We start from the raw sequence: 17,809 nt of genomic DNA on the forward strand, positions 1-17,809 counted from the left end.
GCGAGCGCCAGCGAAGCAATCCATCTAGCCTCATATGATGAGAGATGGATTGCTTCGTCGCTTTGCTCCTCGCAATGACGTGGATGGAGACACATCATGGCCTTCCGCAAACGCCGCGAAGCCCTGCGATCGATTCTCACCGGATCGACCTGCATCCGCCCGGGCTCGGTCTATGACGCGACCTCGATCCGGATTGCGGAAGATCTCGGCTTCGAGCTCGGCATGTTCGGCGGCTCGGTGGCGTCGCTCGCCGTGCTCGGCGATCCCGATATTGCGCTGATCACGCTGACCGAATTCGCCGAGCAGATACGCCGCATGTCGCGTGCGTCGACGCTGCCGGTGCTGGTCGATGCCGACCACGGTTACGGCAACGCGCTCAATGTCCGCCGCACGGTCCAGGAGGTGGAGGCCGCCGGCGCGGCCGGCCTCACCATCGAGGACACGCTGCTGCCGCAGGTGTTCGGCCAGGCCAAGACCCAGCTGATCTCGCTGGAGGAAGGCGTCGGCAAGATGAAGGCGGCGCTTGACGGCCGCAGCGATCCGTCGCTCGTCATCCTGGGCCGGACCGGTGCCGTCTCGATCACCGGTCTCGACGATGCGATCGCACGCGCCAGGGCCTATGAGGCGGTCGGCGTCGATGGCTTGTTCTTCACCGGCATCAAATCGCGTGGCGAGTTGGAGGCGCTCTCGGCCGCGACGACGCTGCCGATCGTGCTCGGCGGCGCGCCGGAGGAGATGACCGCGCTCGACTATCTGGCAAGCCGGCGCGTCAGGATCGCGCTGCAAGGCCACGCGCCATTCGCGGCCGCAACCCAGGCCGTCTACGAGACGCTGAAGGCGCTGCGCGAAGGCACCTCGCCGAAGAACCTCAAGGGCATTGCCTCGTCCGAACTGACCGGCCGCGTCATGCGCGAGGCGGAGACCAAGGCGCGCAGCGGCGAGTTCCTCGGTCTGAAGAAATGAGCGGCGTGATCCGCCACGTCACCATCAGCGGCCGCGTCCAGGGTGTCGGCTATCGCGCCTGGGTCGACGAGCAGGCAAACGCACGCGGCCTCGAAGGCTGGGTCCGCAACCGCCGCGACGGTAGCGTCGAGGCGGTATTCGCCGGTCCCGACGACGTCGTCACTGAAATGATCACGGCATGTGGCCGCGGTCCGTTCTCGGCGCGCGTCGCTGCCGTGCACGCCGGATCTGGCAATTCCGATCTTTTGAACCAGCGCCGGGCAGGGGAGCGGTTCTCGGTCCTGCCCACGATCTGAAGCGAGTCGTTACGCGACCGCTGAGATCACCAGCGCCTGAATCCGGCCTTCGATCGCGCCGCTGCCGAAGCGGCGCGCAACGGCCGATGCGGCATGCTCGGTCGCCGCATCAAGGCCGATACCGCCGCGCGCCTCGATCTCGCCACGCAACGGTGATCCCTGGCAAAAGCCGATCGCAGGATCATGAGGCGCATTGGCCCGGCTTTGCAGCCGAACGTCGTCGATTTCGATCTTGCTGAAGCCCGCGACTGCAAGGTCGGCCCGGATCGGGTCGGCCGCGTAGTGGCCATAAGGCGTGCGCGCCAGGAAGCGCGGCGGATCGGCCGGAAAGACCTCCGCCAATGCCTGGGTCACCACGTCGGCAAACTCGTTGTCTTCGATGCGACCCCACATGCTGAACAGGAAACGGCCGCCCGGCTTCAGCACGCGGCGCGCCTCCGAATAACCCTTGGGCTTGTCGGGGAAGAACATCGCGCCGAATTGGCAGGCGACGACGTCGAAGCTCGCATTGTCGAACGGCAGGTTCAGTGCATCGGCTTGCCGCCAGGTGATTGCGGTCCCGCTCGGCATCTGTGACTTCGCTCGTTCGAGCATCGGCTCATTCAGGTCGGTCGCCACGATCCTGGTGTCGCTGCCGAGCGCGGACGACAGCGCGCGGGTGACGGCGCCGGTGCCGGCTGCCGTCTCAAGCAGGTCGCGCGGGCCAAGAGCCTTGGCGCGTTGCGCCAGATCGCGTGCGTAGGGTTCGAAAATCATCGGCACGAGGAGCCGGTCGTAAAGCTCTGGAATGGATCCAACGAACTCCTTGTCGGACGCTGGCATGCGCAATCTCCCTTGCGGCCGCGACGCCGGCAACCCGGCGCACGGCCCATCATCCACGCGGATCAGCTTGGACGAAGAGCTCGGGGGCCACAAAGGAAAACTCCTCACCTCCGATGCACGGCATTCGCCGAGGCGCCGGATAGGTCAGGAGACCTGCCATGTCTCGTGCGCCGTCGTGGACAGCACCGGCCAGCCTTGACTTCTGCTCCGAACCGTCTGATATTTCTGTTATGACAGAAATAACCGCCAAGAAAAAACTTCCCGCCGTCGTCGAGCGCTTCATCCTGCATTGGGGCGACATGGGCGACGAATGGGGCGTCAACCGTTCGGTCAGCCAGATCCACGGGTTGCTCTACCTTGCCGAAGCGCCGATGACGGCGGAAGACATCGCCGACACCCTCGGCATGGCGCGCTCCAACGTTTCCAACTCGATCAAGGAGCTGTTGTCCTGGGGATTGATCCGGCGGGTGCCGATCCTTGGCGACCGCCGCGACCACTTCGAGGCCGAGACCGACATCTGGGAGGTCGCGGCCAGGATCGCGGCGGGGCGCAAGGAGCGCGAGATCGATCCCGCGCTTGTAGCGCTGCGCGCCTGCGTCTCCGACGCGGCCGACGATCCCGCGATCAGCCCGCTCGCCAGCAAGCGGCTGAAGGAGATGCTGACATTCACCGAGCTGGTCGACCGTTGGTACACGCAGATGCTGAACGTGCCGCGGCCGCGCCTGGTCGCGTTGATCAAGCTCGGCGAGAAGATCGTGAGTTTCCTGCCCACGGGCAGGGCCAAATAAAGGCGGCGGCGTAACGGGAGCGTGCGATGGCGTCAGCAAGGATATCCACCTTAAAGACAGCGCCGGCTTCCGATATAAAGCTGCTCGACGACCACCGCTTCCGCGCATTGCTGTCGGACGAGGATTGGGGCCGCCTGCCGGTTGCGATCTGGCGGCGTTTCTCGAAACGGTTCGAGGACGGCAACACCGTCGTCTATGTCGGCGAGGTCGAGGAAGCCGCGTGCAGCCGCATCGGCTGGTGGCTGGCGCAGGCCGCGCGGCTGATCGGCGGACCGTTCCCGACCGGCACCGAAACGCGCGTGCCGATGATCGTCACCGTCACCGAGGACGCGGCAAGCGGCGGCCAGGTCTGGACCCGCATCTGCGCGCGCCGCGACGGCTTCCCGCAGGTGATTCATTCCGCCAAGCGCTTTGCCGGTTCGACCGGGCTCGAGGAATATGTCGGCTTCGGCGTCAGCATGGCGCTGCGGATCGCGGTCGAGCACGAGGCGCTGGTGTTTCGCAGCGTCGGCTATTCGCTGCAACTCGGCCCGTTTCGCCGGCCGCTGCCCGAATGGCTCACGCCGGGCGATCTCACCGTGACCCATTCCGATCTCGGCTGCGGTGACTTCCGCTTCACGCTGGAGATCATCCACCCGCGTTTCGGCAGGCTGATCCGTCAGTCCGCCGTGTTCAGGGAGGCCACGCCATGACGCCGCTGCTTTGGACACTTGTCGCCATCCAGATTGCGATGGGCGCATTCGATACGTTCTATCACCACGAATTCACCGAGCGGCTGGCCTGGCGTCCCTCGCAGCGCCACGAGCTGCAGCTGCACAGCGTGCGCAACATGCTCTATGCTCTGCTGTTCCTCGTGCTCGGCTGGCTGCAAGTGCACGGCATCCTTGCGATCGCGATCATGGCCGTCCTCGTCGTCGAGGTCGTCATCACCTTGATGGATTTCGTCGAGGAGGATCTGAGCCGAAAGCTGCCGCCGAGCGAGCGGATCAATCACACGCTGCTGGCGATCAATTACGGCGCCATCCTCGTGCTGCTGGTGCCGGTCCTGATCGGCTGGGCGATGCTGCCGACCGCCGTCGCGCCGGCCTATGCGGGTCCGTTAAGTCTGTTCGCGACGACTGCGGCCTTCGGCGTCGCGCTGTTCGGCGCGCGCGACTTTGCCGCGACGAGGCGCCTCGGACGGTTGGCCAGCGTGCCGGCCGCGACGCTGGTCGAGAAATTGCCGGCGCGGCAGACCGTGCTGGTCACCGGCGCTACCGGCTTCATCGGCAGCCGCCTGGTCGCGAGCCTCACCGCATCCGGCCATCAGGTGATTGCGTTGATCCGAAATCCGGCAAAGGCCGACATGCTGCCGCCGCCGGTGACGCTGGTCACGAGCCTCGACCAATTGCCCGCCGACTACGGGATCGACGCCATCGTCAATCTCGCGGGCGAGCCGATCGGCAACGGCCTCTGGACCGAGGCCAAGCGCCGCAAGATCATCGCCTCACGTATCGACATGACGTCTGACGTGATCAAGCTGATCGCGCGCCTCGAACGCAAGCCGTCGGTGCTCGTGAGCGGCTCCGCGATCGGCTGGTACGGGCTCTGGCAGGACCAGGTGCTGACGGAGTCGGCGAAATCCCACGCCTGCTTCAGTCACGAATTGTGCGAGGCCTGGGAGAATGCGGCGAAGCCGGCCGCGGATCACGGCGTGCGCGTGGCATATTTGCGCATCGGTCTCGTGGTCGGCATCGATGGCGGCTTCATCACGCGGATGCTGACGCCGTTCGAGTTCGGCCTCGGCGGCCCGCTCGGCTCGGGCAAGCAGTGGATGTCGTGGATCGAACGCGACGACCTCGTGCGCCTGATCGCGCATGTGATTGCGAGACCTGAACTGTCCGGTCCTGTCAACGCGACCGCGCCGATCCCGGTGACCAACATGAAATTCACCGAGGAGCTCGGACGCCGTCTGCACCGGCCGGCGATCTTCCGCGTGCCGGCGGCGCTGCTCCGCGCCGTTGGCGGCGATTTCGCCGACGAGCTCTTGCTCGGCGGCCAGCGCGTGCTGCCGAACAAGGCGCTGAGCAACGGCTTTGTGTTCCGACACGAAACCTTGCGCAGCGCGTTCGATGCGATCCTGTGAGGAGGCCTCGATGTGCAGCACCTGTTCCCGTGCATTCGGAGGTTGGCTTGCGGGCTGTGGCGCGGCGACTGCGGTGATTTCCGCCGTCGGTCAGACCATTGTGATGATGACGTCGCACGGCGATGTCGCGCGGCTGATCTACGGCATCGTCGTGATGCTGCTTCCGTCGGCCGCGATCTTCGTCATCACTTGTCTGCTCACAGCAATTCCCACGGCGATCGTCGTCTGGTTCACCGAGGAGTTCCATATCCGAACCGCGGGATTTTTCGCCTGCGCAGGCGCGGCGATCGGTGCGTTGAGCATCACTGTCCTTCTACGATCCCCGGCTGTCTGGACATCCGGACTGGTTTGCCTGTTCGTCGTGGCCGGGTTTGTCGCCGGCCTGACCTACTGGTTCGTCATGTGCGAACTGGCGGCAGGCGAAGACTCGATGTGAACCGCTACGATGTTCAACCTATGCCGCAGACGCCACGCTCCGAAACGTCGCGGCCAGCGTCCTGAGTGCCGCGAGCTTGGCGGGATCGCTGACTTTCGAATGCAGCATCACCTTCGACGTGCCGAGCCGCGGCAGCTTGTGGGCAGGGCCGATATCGACCAGGCCCGGCGGCGCGATGCGGCGGACGAGGGGCGCGACGGCAAGCCCTGCAAGCGCGGCCGCCACCACCGCGGTGACGCCGCCGCCGACGAAGCTTTCGGTCCAGGCGATGCCGGCCTTGTCAAGCGCGCGCACGGCGAGGGCGCGCACGCCGCAAGGCGGCGCCAGGGTCGCGAGCGGCAGCGCATCGCCGCGCGGCCAGACGAAGCGTTTGGCGGCGAACCAGCCGAATTCGTCCTCGGTCAGCTTCTCGCCGCCGCGCCGGCTGCCTTCCTGGCGCACGATCACGGCGTCGAGCTCGCCGCCATCATAAGCGTCGAGCATTTCGCGCGAGAAGCCGATGGTCACGGAGAGGGCAAGCTGGGAGGCCATCGCGTGCAGCCGCTCCAGCAGCGGCACCAGCTCCGGGCCCGCGGCGTGATCGCTGATCCCGAGCGTGAGTTGCTGCCGCGCCGGTTTCTCGCCGGCCAGCGCGCGATCATGCACCTCGATCAGCGCGCGGGCGTGCTGCAGGAAGGCCGCGCCGTCGGCGGTCAGCCGCACCGCGCGCGGCGAGCGCTCGACCAGCCGCTTGCCCAGCACCGTTTCGAGCCGCTGCAACTTCATGCTGATCGCCGCTTGCGTGGTGCCAAGCGCCTCGGCGGCGCGGGTGAAGCCTTGCAGCTCGGCGACGAGGAGGAAGGCCTGCACGGTGTCGATATCGAGCGTGGTAGTCATGATCAAGGATTATTATCATTGCTATCAATCTAGATAAGATACCAACATGATGCGCGAAGGTCTAGCTAGAGGAGGCGCAATTGACCCGCGCCAACCGAATTCAAGGAGACCGATCATGCCGCTCATCACCGTCACCTACGCGACCTCGCGCGAGAGGCCGTCGCTGAAGTCCGACATCGCCGCCGCCGTGTCGGACCTGACCGCACGGATTCTGCACAAGGATCCGAAGGTCACCGCTGTTATCGTGAAGTCGGCTGATGCCGGCAACTGGTTCGCAGGCGGCAAGTCGCTCGCCGAGCAGGGGCTTGCGAGCTACTGGCTCGACATCCACGTCACCGAGGGCACTAACACCAAGGACGAGAAGGCGGCCTATCTCGCGGCGCTGTTCAAGCGGATGGGCGAATTGCTCGGGCCGCTGCATACCGAGAGCTACGCCCATGTCGACGAGGTGAAGGGCGACGCCTACGGCTTCGGCGGCCTTACCCAGGAGCGCCGCTACATCGCCGGCAAGCTCGAGGTCGCGCCGCAGAAGGCGGCGTGAAGCCTATGACGTCGCTTCCGGCAGGCGCGCTGCGGTGTCGCCGAACACCTCGGCAAATGCCTGCCGGAGCGCGATGTCGACATCGGCCATCGTGACCGGCAGTCCGAGATCGAGCAGCGAGGTGACGCCGTAGCGCGGATCGACCACGCCGCAGGGCACGATGGCCTGGAAGTGCGCAAGATCAGGCTCGACATTGATCGCGATGCCGTGGAAGGAGACCCAGCGGCGCAGCCGCACGCCGATCGCGGCGATCTTGTCCTCATGGCCCGGTCCCTTGTCCGGGCGCCGGACCCAGACCCCGACGCGGTCCTCGCGGCGCTCGCCGCGGACGTTGAAGGCGGCCAGCGTGCGGATGATCCATTCCTCCAGCGAAGCGACATAGGCGCGCACATCGGGCCGGCGCCGCTTGAGGTCGAGCATCACATAGGCGACGCGCTGGCCCGGGCCGTGATAGGTGACCTGGCCGCCGCGGCCGCTCTGGAAGGTCGGAAAGCGCGGCGCGAGCAAATCGTCGGCCTTGCCGCTGGTGCCGGAGGTATAGAGCGGCGGGTGCTCCAGCAGCCATACCAGTTCGGGGGCCGCGCCCGTCGCGATCTTCACTACCCGCTCGTCCATTGCGGCGAGCGAATCGAGGTAGGGCACCGCGCGGTCGGAAATCCGCCATTCGACCGCTTCGCCGCCCGAAGGGCGCGCAAAGGTCGTCAAATCGAGGCTTTGGCGGTCGTTAACCATTAGCTAACCCTAACGTGGTCAGGTGAACCCACAATCTAGTTCCCGTTCGGCGGTTCAGAAGTGCCCACCCTCGATAAAGTCAGCGTTGATCTCATGGTGGTCCTCGGCACCACCACGATGCCGATTCACCAGGTCATGCGGCTATCCCGCGGTGCCATCATCGAACTGGATGCCACCGAGGCCGACGAGGTCAAGATCCTCGCCAACAACCTGCCGGTGGCCAGCGGGGTGGTCCTGGTCGACCGCAACCGGATTGCGGTCGAGGTCAAGCAAATGCTGCCGAAATCTCCCGGGGTTCGCAGTTAATTCCCGCATTAATCGCCTTGTCCCTGCATCCGTGATTTGTTACATGGCCCCGTCGATCCGGCGGTGCCTTCGGGGTTCCATCCGGTATCCCAAGCGCTCGTGGCGGAATTGGTAGACGCGCTGCCTTGAGGTGGCAGTGGGTAACACCGTGGGGGTTCGAGTCCCTCCGAGCGCACCACACCTCAGCTGATCCTTGAAATCGCTGGACTTTTCGGAGCGTGGCCGCTCGCCGGCTATGCCGGCCCGTGCCTCCGGGGGCAGGTCCGACGAGTGCAGGCGGGTGACGTGGAGGTGCAGGTCGATGCGGTCATGTAACACCGGTCAGGTAGATTCGCGGATGCATGGCCTTACCGGTTTGGTGTTGCCGACCGAAGCCGACCGCTTTCCCCCAATCGCGCGGCTGCAAGCTTGCCTTACCGGAGCGCCTGATGATCTTTGCGAGCTACGCCTACCGTGTGGTCTCCAACTTCGTGTTCCTGGGGCTGGTCTATTTCACGCTGAACCTTCTGGAGAAGTACGAGCAGCGCGCGACGGTCGCAATTCTGGTCCTGGTCTATGCGGCGATGCACGCTTTTCCGGCCTGCGCTCGTTCTATTTCTTCCAGCGCATCGAGCGCCTGGAGGGCGAGACGCGACGGCTCGCCGCGGCGGCCGGCGAGGGGCCAAATGCTGTCGCCTCGCGCAGGCAGATCGTCGCCGATGTCACCGTGCTCAGGCATGCCGGCGAGATCAAATCCTATATCGATATCTTGTTCCTGGCGCTGGTGATCCTGCTCTGCGTCGCCAAGATCGTGGCCAGCTAGATCACGTCAATCAGGCACGCGCTTGCCGGCCGCCGCCGCCTCGGCGCGCGGCGTGCGCTTCTTCACATTATTGGCGACGTGGACTGACGCGTTGTCGGCAGCCGGCGGCGCGACATGCAAGGGCGCGCCGTGGCCTCGGCCGTGCGCCGGGGCGGGCCCCTGATGCGCAGCCTGCTTCGGATGCCTGGCCTGGCGCGCGGAGAACGCCTGCGCGCGCGATACGCCAACGCCAATTGTCGCACGCTGCACGAGGCGGCGATTGGCCGTCGATCGGGCTGCGAGCAGGGTCAGGTCGAGCGCTTCGGGAACGCGGAACACGTCGGGCGCCGGGACCGGCAATGTCGGGACGGATGCGAACCGCGCAAGCTGGGGCTGCGGCCACAGCGTGCGGACGGGCATCGCGACCCGGGTGCGCTGTGCGTGGTCGAGGATGTCGGCATCGCGCCAATCCATGTCGGCAAGCACCGGGGCAGGCAGCGTCCGCGTCGCGGTGAAGACGAAGTTCGGAATCCTGGGCCAGCGCGTGGTCGCCACCGTCTCGGTCGGCGGATGCAGGTACCATTGCTGCGGCTGGGTCGGCGTCGCCGGGCGATCGGGCGTTGCGGGCACGACATGAACGATCCGGTAGCCGCGCTCCTTCAGCGTGTTGAGGATGCGCGGCAGCGCCGCAACGGTGCGCGGCTGGATGTCGTGCAGCAGCAAGATGCCCTTGCGCTTGGCTTCGATCCGCTGGATCGCGAGGTCATAGACCCGCTGCGGCGAGATGTGGCGCCAGTCGTCCGCGGGGAAGTCGGCGCTCCAGACCTGGATGCCCTGGGACGCCAGATAGGCCTCCGGGATCTCGGCGCGCATCAGGCCGGGAATCCGGAAGAACGGCGCGAGCTTGCTCTTGTCGCCATTGAGGGCTGCGAGCGTCGAGGCAATGCCGTCGTCGACCTCCTGCCGCACCTTCTCGAGCGACATCTTGTTCATCGTCAGCGGATGGTTCTGGCTGTGCGTGCCGACGGTATGTCCGGCCGCGATCAGCTTGCGCACGCCCTCCGGATTGAACCGGGCCTGGGAGCCGATGGTGAAGAAGGTCGCCTTGACGCATTGGCTGGCGAGAATGGCCAGCACCTGGTTGCTATATTTAGGTAGCGGCCCGTCGTCGAAGGTCAGTACCACTTCGTGATCGGCGAGCGGCAAGGTCTCCGGGTACTGCATGGTGCCGATCCGGGGATGCTCCTTGGGATCGACGACGAGGGTCCGCGAGGTGCCGAGTGCGTTGGGGTTAGGGCAGTCTGCGGCGAGGGCGGCGTACGGCGTCATCAAGCCGCAGCCCAGCAGCGCTGCGCGGACCACGGTCCGCGACCGCTTCCGGATCATCACCAGGACGTTTGCAATCATCGAATCTCGGCCGCATTCCAAACGCACTGACGAATCCTTAGGTGCGGCGCCATGAATGCCGCCTTAACGGTCTGTAATCCACCTAGCGTCCCGGGTTCAATGTGTCCGGTCGGACACGGTTTTCAGCGCCGCCGGGACGATGTGGACGACGTGGTATTTATGCTCCTGCAGGTACCTCAAGAAGGCGGGCAGCATCTCGGCTGTCCGCATTTGCGGGTCATGCAGCAGTATAATTCCCTTGCGGTGGCCTTCGAGCCGCCCGGTGAGCAGCTTGAGTTCCTCCTCGGGGGTCATCTTGTTCCAATCGCTGGCCCAGAAATCGGCTCCGAACACCGCGATACCGCGCTTTTCCAGATGGTCCAGCAGGGCGGGTGTCGATTCGAAATAGGGGAACCTGAAGAATGGCGTGCTCGGGACCGTGCTTGCGGTGCCGCGCAGGGCCTTCTGGACCGCTTCGATCCCCCGGTTGATGTTCGCCTCGGCCTGATCCAGCGGGAGCTTGTTGAGATGCGGATGGTCCCAGCTGTGATAGCCGATGCTGTGGCCGAGGCGCGCGATCTTGCGGACCATATCGGGATGATCGGCCGCGTTGCGGCCGACCATGAAGAAGGTTGCCTGCACGCATTCGGCCGCCAGCGCCGTCAGCACCTTGTCGGTGACCCCCGGCGTCGGTCCGTCGTCGAAGGTCAGCACGACCTCGCCATCCCTGAGCGGCAGGGTCTGCGGAAAGCTCTTCAGCCCGACGCGCGGATAGGTCGCGGGGTCGACCTCGAGTACACGTGAGGTGCCGAGCGCGTCCTTGCGCTGGCATTCGGCGGCGTGCGCCGAGCCGAACAGTGCAACAGGCGCGAGCGCGACCAGCGCCGCGAAAGCCTTCCGGAGCGGTCGCGGTGCGCTCGACATCTTTCTCATTGCACTGGGCCCCACCGATTAGGTAATCCGTTCCGCACTCATCCAACCAGTTTTTCCCCTCCTGTCAAACCGGCGAAACACGGCATGGCCGAGAATTTCGACGTTGCCGAACCCGCCGAGGCCGATCCGCTGGCCCGGATGCCGATGCGGGACGAGGAGGGCGAGCTCCGCGGCGAATTCGTCGCGGCGATCACCCGGGCCATCCACGCCGCCGACCGGCCGTTGCTGTGCGAGGTAGTGGCGGAACTGCACGAGGCCGATCTCGGCGACCTGATCGTGGCGCTGGAGCCGGTCGACCGCGTCACCCTGGTCGAGATCACCGGCACCGATTTCGACTTCTCGGCGCTCAACGAGGTCGACGAGACGGTCCGCGAGGAGATCCTAGAGGAACTCGAGCCGGAGACGGTTGCCGAGGGCGTCCGCGAGCTCGAATCCGACGACGCCGTCGAGCTCCTGGAGAGCCTCGACGAGGAGGACCAGGAAGAGATCCTGGAAAAGCTGCCGGCGGCCGAGCGCGAGGACATCGAGCGGAGCCTGCTGTACCCGGAGAATTCCGCCGGCCGGCGGATGCAGACCGAGTTCATCGCGGTGCCGCCGGATTGGAATGTCGGGCAGGCGATCGACTATATGCGCGACACGCCGGATCTGCCGGATCGCTTCTATGAAATATATGTGGTCGATGCCGACAAGCACCTGCTGGGCGTGGTGCCGCTCGACGTGCTGCTGCGCACGCGCCGCCCGGTTCCGATCAAGGACCTGATCGACGAGGACCGCCGCCGGGTCTCCGCGCTGGAGGACCAGGAAGAGGTCGCGCGGATGTTCGGCAAGTACAACCTGGTCGCAGCTCCCGTGGTCGACACCATCGACCGGCTGGTCGGCGTGATCACCATCGACGACGTCGTCGACGTGATCGAGGAGGAGGCAGACGAAGACTTGAAGGCGCTCGGCGGCGTCACCAGCGACGAAGAGCTGTCCGACACGGTGTGGACCATCGCCCGCGGTCGCTTCAACTGGCTCTTGGTCAATCTCGCCACCGCGTTCCTGGCCTCGTCGGTGCTCGGTCTGTTCGAGGGCCAGCTCGAGAAGATGGTGGCGCTTGCGGTGCTGGCGCCGATCGTGGCGAGCCAGGGCGGCAATGCCGCGACCCAGACCATGACGGTCGCGGTGCGCGCGCTCGCCACCCGTGAGCTCGGCCCGTACAACGCGATGCGGGTGGTGCTACGCGAGACCATGGTCGGGCTCGTCAACGGCATCGCCTTTGCCGTCATCACCGGCGTCGCCGCGGTGGCCTGGTTCAAGATCCCCGGCCTCGGCATCGTGATCGGGCTTGCGATCATCTGCAACCTGGTCGCCGGCGCGCTCGGCGGCATCCTGATCCCGATGGTGCTGGAACGGGTGCGGGCTGACCCCGCGGTCGCCTCCGGCACCTTCGTCACCACCGTCACCGACGTGGTCGGCTTCTTCTCCTTCCTCGGCATCGCCACGCTGTGGTTCGGCCTCAAGTAACGCGCTCGCGGGCAGGGCGGCGCATGGTCCGGGCGCGAGCCGCGCCGGGCCGCTTATCGTTAATCCGAACTTAACGCGCTTCATCGATGATGCCGCTATCTCCAAGCGGCCATCACGGGGGCCATCATGCAGCGGTTGCGGCTCAAGGCGGACGGACGGATCGTCGAATTGCGCGACGGGCAGGAAATCCCGCTCGTGCCCGCACATCCCGACCAGGCGGCGATGCAGCCTGCGGCAGCGCAGCCGGCCGTACGCGATCTGCGCCGCCGGGCCCAGCTCACCCAGCTCGAATTCGCCGCCAAGCTCGGCGTGCCGGTGGAAACCATCCGCAACTGGGAGCAGGGCAAGCGCGCGCCGCGTGGACCCGCCCGCGCGCTGCTCGCCGTGATCGCCCATTCGCCGGAGACGGTGTTCGCCGCGCTGTCGAGCGAGCCGACGGCGGCTTGAGCGGGTAGGGCGCGCTCTATCATCGCTGCAATCTCGGTGTCGTCCCTGCCTAGTGCGCAATTGCGCACGGGAGCAGGGACCCATACTCCGCGGCCCGTGTTGTGAACGGGACTCGTTCGTTCGACCGTCCCGCAACAATGCCGATCTGTGGTTATGGGTCCCTGCTTTCGCAGGGACGACAGCGAGCGTGTTGCGCGAGCTGTGAATCAAGCTTCCGCGTCCTCGCGACATGATCTGCCCGAGCTTTGCTTTGTGTTCCGCCCTCTCTTGAACAGAGGGCGCAGGGAAAGCCGGGTGCCGATCGCACCCATGGGCCCCGAGCAAAAGGTAGAAAGCTCGGGGGTAGGACCACAGGTGTAACCGGAAACAACCCGGCTTTCCCTGCGCGATGGGTTACGGCTTATACGTGCTCTCCCCGGCGAGACTGGGCTTTTTTGTCGCCGCCCTCGCAAACGCTTGCGCACTTTGCGAGAGGACACCTGCCGCTAGGGCGTCAGGCCTGCACGATTTCGCCGTCCGCATCATGCGCACTCGTCAGTTGCGCTTGCCGCGTCCACCGCATCTCACCGCAACACCCGTGACGATGCGCAGCGCCCCTCGATCGGGTGAGACGCGTTATTCATACACTGAGTTGCGCTTCGGATAAAGCGAAATATTTTTGCTTCGGAGGCTTGACCTGTCGGGCAACTCAGTGATCGGCAATTTCCGGGCAGTCTTGCCGCGAGCGCCAATCCGCGTGACACGTCTGGCCATATCAGACGTTCAAGCATCCATCACCCGCAGCACGGCTGTTTGGCTTTCGGTGCGCAGCAGAACTGCTGGTCCTGGAGCCATCGGTCGCGCGGCTTGCAGCTCGACGGACGCGCCGAGAGATAGACGCGGATCGCCGCGTCGCCGGCATCCATGCGTTCGGCGCGATAGATCTGCATCGGCCGAACACCGTCGCTCACCTCGAACGTCAGCCGGGCTTGCGGGTCGAAGCCGACGGCCTCGTCGACCTTGCGGATGATCGCAAGAAATTTTCCGGCCGGCATGTGACCGCGGTTTTCCTCCTCGATGTCCCAGAGCTGAATGAAGGTCTCGCTCCAGCTCTCCGGGCTCGCGCCGCAATCGAGCGCCCTGAACGAACCGGTCTTGACTTCGGTCACGTGGTAGCTGGGGCGGACGTCCCGGCCGTCGTAGCTGAAGATCAGCGGTTTCTCCTTGTGCGCCTCAAGGCCGGAAAGGAGGGCCGCGGATGACAGCTCTTCCACCGGAAGCAGGGCGCCGACGATCGAACGGGTATTGGCAAGCGTGTCCATGGCTGTTATCCTCATTTCAACGATTGTTGAATTGTAGGATTATCGAAAGATGGAGGAGCGTCAAGCCCGAACCGCCTTCGCCGCGTTGTCGCAGGAAACGCGGCTGCGGATCGTGCGGCTGCTGGTCCAGGCGGGTCCCGAGGGGATGGCCGCGGGGGCGATTGCGGAGGCGGTCGAGGTGTCGCCATCCAACGTGTCGTTCCATCTGAAGGACCTCGAGCACGCCGGCATGATCGTGCCGCGCCGCGAGGCGCGCTCGATCATCTACTCGGCGGATTTCACCGGTTTGCGTGACCTCATCGCCTTCCTGATGAAGGATTGCTGCGCGGGCCACCCGGAGATCTGCGCGCCGGCGCTCGCCGCCGCCCAGTGCAAGCCTTCCACCAGCAAGAAGAAGGCGCGTGCGTGATGCGCGATTTCGATCTGCCACGGCGCCTTGTGGCGGAATGTCTCGGCACGTTGCTTCTGGTCGCGACCGTCGTCGGCTCCGGCATCATGGCAGAAACCCTGACCAAGGACGTGGCCCTGGCGCTGCTCGGCAATACGCTGCCGACCGGTGCCATCCTGGTGGTGCTGATCACGATCCTTGGACCGATATCCGGCGCGCATTTCAATCCGGCGGTGACGCTAGTGTTCACGCTCAAGGGCGAGCTCCGCCCGCCGCACGCCGCGCAGTACGTCGCGGCGCAGGTGCTCGGGGGAGTCCTGGGTGCGATGATCGCGCATGCCATGTTCGGCCTGCCGCTCCTGGAGTTCTCCGCCAAGGCGAGGACCGGGTTCCCGCAGTGGTTTGCGGAATTCGTTGCCGCGTTCGGACTGGTTGCAACGATCATCGGTGGCGTGCGGTTTCGCGAGGCCGCTATCCCATGGCTGGTCGGGCTCTACATCACCGCCGCCTACTGGTTCACCGCCTCCACGTCTTTCGCCAACCCAGCCGTTGCCATCGCGCGATCATTCACCGATACGTTTTCCGGTATCCGCGCGCAGGACCTGCCGGGATTCATCGTCGCCGAGATTCTGGGGGCGATGGCCGCGCTGGCGCTGATGACGTGGCTCCTGCGGCAGAGCGAAACGAAGATGGAAGCAATCCGATGACGATCACGATTTACCACAATCCCGCTTGCGGGACGTCGCGCAACGCGCTGGCCATGATCCGCCAAAGCGGGGAGGAGCCGGAGATCGTCGAGTATCTCAAGACGCCGCCCGCGCGCGACACGCTGGTCTCCCTGATCAAGGCCATGGGCATGACGCCTCGCGCGCTGCTCCGCGAGAAAGGCACGCCTTATGCAGCGCTCGACCTTGCCAATCCGAAATGGAGCGACGACGAGTTGATCGATTTCATGATCGCGCATCCGATCCTGATCAATCGGCCGATCGTGGTCTCGCCGAACGGCGTGAAACTGTGCCGGCCGTCCGAGGCTTTGCTTGAACTTCTCGCCACTGACATTGGCCAATTCGTCAAGGAGGACGGAGAAGTGGTCCCGCCCAGGACGCCGGGTGCGCGCGCCGGATGAGCCGCCGTGCAGACAACGTCCTGATCGTTGCGCTCGGGACCACGCAAACCCTTGCCTGGGCGTCGAGCTATTATCTGCCCGCCATCCTCGCGGATCCGATCGCGCGGGACCTCGGTATCTCGACGAACTGGCTGTTCGCCGCGTTCTCGATGGCGCTCGTGATCTCCGGGCTGCTCGGCCCGCGCGTCGGCCGCCAGATCGACCGGATGGGCGGACGCGAAGTGCTCTGCGCGTCCAACCTCATCCTGGCGTCGGGGCTGATCCTGCTCGGGCTGTCGCAGGGCGGCGTGCTGATGGCGGTGAGCTGGCTATTGCTCGGCGTCGGCATGGGCCTTGGCCTGTATGATGCCGCCTTCGCGGCGCTCGGGCGCATTTACGGCAACGCCGCCCGTCGCTCCATCACCGGCATTACATTGATCGCGGGCTTTGCCAGCACGATCGGCTGGCCGCTGAGCGCGTGGGGGCTCGCAACCATCGGCTGGCGCTGGACCTGTTTCGGCTGGGCTGCGGCGCACATCCTGATCTGTTTGCCGCTCAACGGCCTCCTGATCCCCAAGCTGAAACGGGAGCATCGGATCGCGGCCGACACGCCGAAGCCGCACATTGCCATCGACCGCGCCATGGTGTTGCTCGCCTTTGCCTTCGCCGCCGCCTGGAGCGTGACGTCGGCGATGGCGGTTCATCTGCCGCGAATTCTGGAGTCGCTCGGTGCGACGCAGGCGCAGGCGATCGCGGCGGGCGCACTGATCGGCCCGGCGCAGGTGGCGGCACGCATTGTCGAAGCGAGCCTGCTGAAGCGCTTCCATCCGCTCTGGTCAGCGCGCCTGGCCTGCATCACACATCCCTTGGGCGCCTGCGTCATCGGCCTGTTCGGCGGTGGCTTCGCGGGGGTGTTCGCGCTGTTGCACGGTGCCGGAAACGGCATCCTGACCATCGCGCGCGGCACGCTGCCGCTGGCGATATTCGGTCCGAAGGATTACGGCTACCGCCTGGGACTGCTCGGCGCGCCGTCGCGACTGTCTCAAGCCCTCGCGCCCCTCATATTCGGATTCCTGATCTCGCCGCTCGGTGGCTACACGCTTGCGGTCACATCGGCTCTGAGCTTGGCCGCGCTGCTGGCGCTGTTCGCGCTCAAGGCCGGGCCGAAGACCCCCTCGCGGTAGCATCACGCCCCTTCATCCGCCGGACCGTGTCGATGAACGCCTTGATGATCGGGGAATGGCCGCGTCCGCTGTGATGCGCGATGCTGTACTGGGTCTTGATGGTGCGGTCGCTGATCTCCAGCGCGCGCAGATTGGGATGCGGCACGAATTCGAAGTCGGCGACGACGCTAATGCCCAGGCCGCGCTCGACCGCCTTCCACACACCCTCGCGGCTCTCGATCTCGAACACCGGTTCGATCCTGATGCCCTCGGCCTGCATCGTCGCCTCGAACGCGCGCCGCGTGGTCGAGCCGCGCTCGCGCAGCACGATGGGCTGGTCGGCCAGCTCGCGCAGCCTGACCGATTTGCGCTTGAACCAGGGATGGTCGCGGTTGACGAACACGATCACGCGGTGCGTGCGGTAGGGGATCATGGTGACGCGCGGATCCTCCGGCACCTCCGCCAGGATCGCGACGTCGGCCTCGAAGTCGACGATGTGGCGGAAGGTGCGTTCGGAATTGCCGAGCAGGGTCGAGATCTGCACCTCCGGATGATCGCGCTTGAACGCCGCGATGATCTCGGTGGCATGAAACGGCCCGACGGTCGCGACCCGCAGATGGCCCTTGGTCGCCTTGCCGTGCGCGGCCAGGAGGTCGTGAGCCTCGTCGCAGAACGTCATGATGCCGCGGGTGATCTCGAACAGCGCGGCGCCGGCCTCGGTGAGCTCGGTATGCCGCGGCTTCCGAATCAAAAGCTCGACGCCGTAGCTCTCCTCCAGCTCCTTGACCTGGATGGTCAATGTCGGCTGGCCGACGTTGAGCACGCGCGAGGCCGCGGTGAAGCCGCCATGGGTGGCGACCGCGTGGAAGGCGCGAAGCTGGCTGAACACTATTGACATAATCAATAGAACGCAT

Annotated in this window: 21 protein-coding genes, 1 tRNA gene and 1 pseudogene; 16 read left to right on the forward strand and 7 right to left on the reverse strand. The window is 65.6% G+C overall.

The window, feature by feature from the left end:
* Positions 1–96: 96 nt before the first annotated feature.
* Together ACVWZM_RS37960 and ACVWZM_RS37965 are read left to right on the forward strand one after the other, a co-directional pair.
* Complete coding sequence (locus tag ACVWZM_RS37960) at positions 97–963, forward strand: isocitrate lyase/PEP mutase family protein (protein ID WP_229193311.1); 867 nt, start codon at positions 97–99, stop codon at positions 961–963.
* Complete coding sequence (locus ACVWZM_RS37965; RefSeq protein ID WP_253590005.1) at positions 960–1,259, forward strand: acylphosphatase; 300 nt, start codon at positions 960–962, stop codon at positions 1,257–1,259. Before ACVWZM_RS37960 ends, ACVWZM_RS37965 begins: the two co-directional genes overlap by 4 nt.
* A gap of 9 nt (positions 1,260–1,268) precedes the next feature.
* Here the strand turns inward: ACVWZM_RS37965 and ACVWZM_RS37970 are convergent, their stop codons facing one another.
* Positions 1,269–2,081, reverse strand: a complete 813-nt coding sequence (locus ACVWZM_RS37970) for a class I SAM-dependent methyltransferase (RefSeq protein WP_456855881.1) — start codon at positions 2,079–2,081, stop codon at positions 1,269–1,271.
* A 230-nt stretch (positions 2,082–2,311) separates the two neighbouring features.
* Between ACVWZM_RS37970 and ACVWZM_RS37975 the strand changes: the two genes are divergently transcribed.
* The 4 genes from ACVWZM_RS37975 (at position 2,312) to ACVWZM_RS37990 (ending at position 5,430) form a co-directional block, all read left to right on the forward strand.
* Positions 2,312–2,869: a GbsR/MarR family transcriptional regulator gene (locus ACVWZM_RS37975; RefSeq protein ID WP_057020860.1), complete on the forward strand. Its 558-nt coding sequence runs from the start codon at positions 2,312–2,314 to the stop codon at positions 2,867–2,869.
* Between the two features lie 26 nt (positions 2,870–2,895).
* Positions 2,896–3,561, forward strand: coding sequence for a DUF4166 domain-containing protein (locus ACVWZM_RS37980; RefSeq protein ID WP_456855882.1), 666 nt, complete (start codon positions 2,896–2,898; stop codon positions 3,559–3,561).
* On the forward strand, positions 3,558–4,994 hold the full coding sequence (locus tag ACVWZM_RS37985) for a TIGR01777 family oxidoreductase (RefSeq protein WP_456855883.1): 1,437 nt from the start codon (positions 3,558–3,560) through the stop codon (positions 4,992–4,994). Before ACVWZM_RS37980 ends, ACVWZM_RS37985 begins: the two co-directional genes overlap by 4 nt.
* A 73-nt stretch (positions 4,995–5,067) precedes the next feature.
* Entirely contained in the window at positions 5,068–5,430 is a 363-nt protein-coding gene (locus ACVWZM_RS37990; RefSeq protein WP_141342732.1) for a hypothetical protein, read from the forward strand.
* Positions 5,431–5,448: 18 nt separating this feature from the next.
* Here the strand turns inward: ACVWZM_RS37990 and ACVWZM_RS37995 are convergent, their stop codons facing one another.
* Entirely contained in the window at positions 5,449–6,306 is an 858-nt protein-coding gene (locus ACVWZM_RS37995; RefSeq protein ID WP_253590625.1) for a LysR family transcriptional regulator, read from the reverse strand.
* Between the two features lie 115 nt (positions 6,307–6,421).
* Here ACVWZM_RS37995 and ACVWZM_RS38000 point away from each other — a divergent pair, with 115 nt between their 5' ends.
* The gene (locus ACVWZM_RS38000; protein WP_141342690.1) at positions 6,422–6,847 is read left to right on the forward strand and encodes a tautomerase family protein; all 426 of its coding nucleotides are present in this window, start codon (positions 6,422–6,424) and stop codon (positions 6,845–6,847) included.
* Between the two features lie 3 nt (positions 6,848–6,850).
* Here ACVWZM_RS38000 and lipB read toward each other — a convergent pair whose 3' ends face one another.
* Positions 6,851–7,579, reverse strand: a complete 729-nt coding sequence (gene lipB, locus ACVWZM_RS38005; RefSeq protein WP_141342691.1) for a lipoyl(octanoyl) transferase LipB — start codon at positions 7,577–7,579, stop codon at positions 6,851–6,853.
* 60 nt (positions 7,580–7,639) lie between these two features.
* Between lipB and ACVWZM_RS38010 the strand changes: the two genes are divergently transcribed.
* The 3 genes and pseudogenes from ACVWZM_RS38010 (at position 7,640) to ACVWZM_RS38020 (ending at position 8,687) form a co-directional block, all read left to right on the forward strand.
* Entirely contained in the window at positions 7,640–7,885 is a 246-nt protein-coding gene (locus ACVWZM_RS38010) for a FliM/FliN family flagellar motor switch protein (protein ID WP_021080574.1), read from the forward strand.
* 93 nt (positions 7,886–7,978) lie between these two features.
* A tRNA-Leu gene (locus tag ACVWZM_RS38015) sits at positions 7,979–8,063 on the forward strand.
* Positions 8,064–8,313: 250 nt separating this feature from the next.
* Positions 8,314–8,687, forward strand: a pseudogene (locus ACVWZM_RS38020) (hypothetical protein).
* A gap of 6 nt (positions 8,688–8,693) precedes the next feature.
* On the opposite strand, the gene ACVWZM_RS38025 reads toward ACVWZM_RS38020, so the two are convergent.
* Together ACVWZM_RS38025 and ACVWZM_RS38030 are read right to left on the reverse strand one after the other, a co-directional pair.
* On the reverse strand, positions 8,694–10,073 hold the full coding sequence (locus ACVWZM_RS38025) for a polysaccharide deacetylase family protein (RefSeq protein ID WP_456855884.1): 1,380 nt from the start codon (positions 10,071–10,073) through the stop codon (positions 8,694–8,696).
* A gap of 96 nt (positions 10,074–10,169) precedes the next feature.
* The gene (locus tag ACVWZM_RS38030; protein WP_057020842.1) at positions 10,170–10,985 is read right to left on the reverse strand and encodes a polysaccharide deacetylase family protein; all 816 of its coding nucleotides are present in this window, start codon (positions 10,983–10,985) and stop codon (positions 10,170–10,172) included.
* Positions 10,986–11,069: 84 nt separating this feature from the next.
* Between ACVWZM_RS38030 and mgtE the strand changes: the two genes are divergently transcribed.
* Positions 11,070–12,491 (forward strand): magnesium transporter, encoded by a 1,422-nt coding sequence (gene mgtE, locus ACVWZM_RS38035; RefSeq protein ID WP_057020841.1) that lies wholly within the window; start codon positions 11,070–11,072, stop codon positions 12,489–12,491.
* Between the two features lie 126 nt (positions 12,492–12,617).
* Positions 12,618–12,938 (forward strand): helix-turn-helix domain-containing protein, encoded by a 321-nt coding sequence (locus ACVWZM_RS38040; protein WP_028343385.1) that lies wholly within the window; start codon positions 12,618–12,620, stop codon positions 12,936–12,938.
* Between the two features lie 773 nt (positions 12,939–13,711).
* On the opposite strand, the gene ACVWZM_RS38045 is transcribed toward ACVWZM_RS38040, so the two are convergent.
* Entirely contained in the window at positions 13,712–14,239 is a 528-nt protein-coding gene (locus ACVWZM_RS38045; RefSeq protein ID WP_456835041.1) for a DUF6428 family protein, read from the reverse strand.
* A 49-nt stretch (positions 14,240–14,288) separates the two neighbouring features.
* Here ACVWZM_RS38045 and ACVWZM_RS38050 point away from each other — a divergent pair, with 49 nt between their 5' ends.
* The 4 genes from ACVWZM_RS38050 to ACVWZM_RS38065 are packed head-to-tail and all read left to right on the forward strand — an operon-like array spanning position 14,289 to position 16,916.
* Positions 14,289–14,648, forward strand: coding sequence for an ArsR/SmtB family transcription factor (locus ACVWZM_RS38050; protein WP_057020839.1), 360 nt, complete (start codon positions 14,289–14,291; stop codon positions 14,646–14,648).
* Complete coding sequence (locus ACVWZM_RS38055; RefSeq protein ID WP_456823037.1) at positions 14,648–15,334, forward strand: aquaporin; 687 nt, start codon at positions 14,648–14,650, stop codon at positions 15,332–15,334. Before ACVWZM_RS38050 ends, ACVWZM_RS38055 begins: the two co-directional genes overlap by 1 nt.
* The gene (gene arsC / locus ACVWZM_RS38060) at positions 15,331–15,753 is read left to right on the forward strand and encodes an arsenate reductase (glutaredoxin) (protein ID WP_456855885.1); all 423 of its coding nucleotides are present in this window, start codon (positions 15,331–15,333) and stop codon (positions 15,751–15,753) included. Before ACVWZM_RS38055 ends, arsC begins: the two co-directional genes overlap by 4 nt.
* Complete coding sequence (locus ACVWZM_RS38065; protein WP_316395081.1) at positions 15,750–16,916, forward strand: MFS transporter; 1,167 nt, start codon at positions 15,750–15,752, stop codon at positions 16,914–16,916. The genes arsC and ACVWZM_RS38065 overlap by 4 nt, the downstream gene beginning before the upstream one ends.
* On the opposite strand, the gene ACVWZM_RS38070 is transcribed toward ACVWZM_RS38065, so the two are convergent.
* Positions 16,885–17,793: a LysR substrate-binding domain-containing protein gene (locus ACVWZM_RS38070; protein WP_057020835.1), complete on the reverse strand. Its 909-nt coding sequence runs from the start codon at positions 17,791–17,793 to the stop codon at positions 16,885–16,887. The genes ACVWZM_RS38065 and ACVWZM_RS38070 overlap by 32 nt on opposite strands.
* Positions 17,794–17,809: the final 16 nt, after the last annotated feature.

The organism is Bradyrhizobium sp. USDA 4501 (assembly GCF_054062115.1).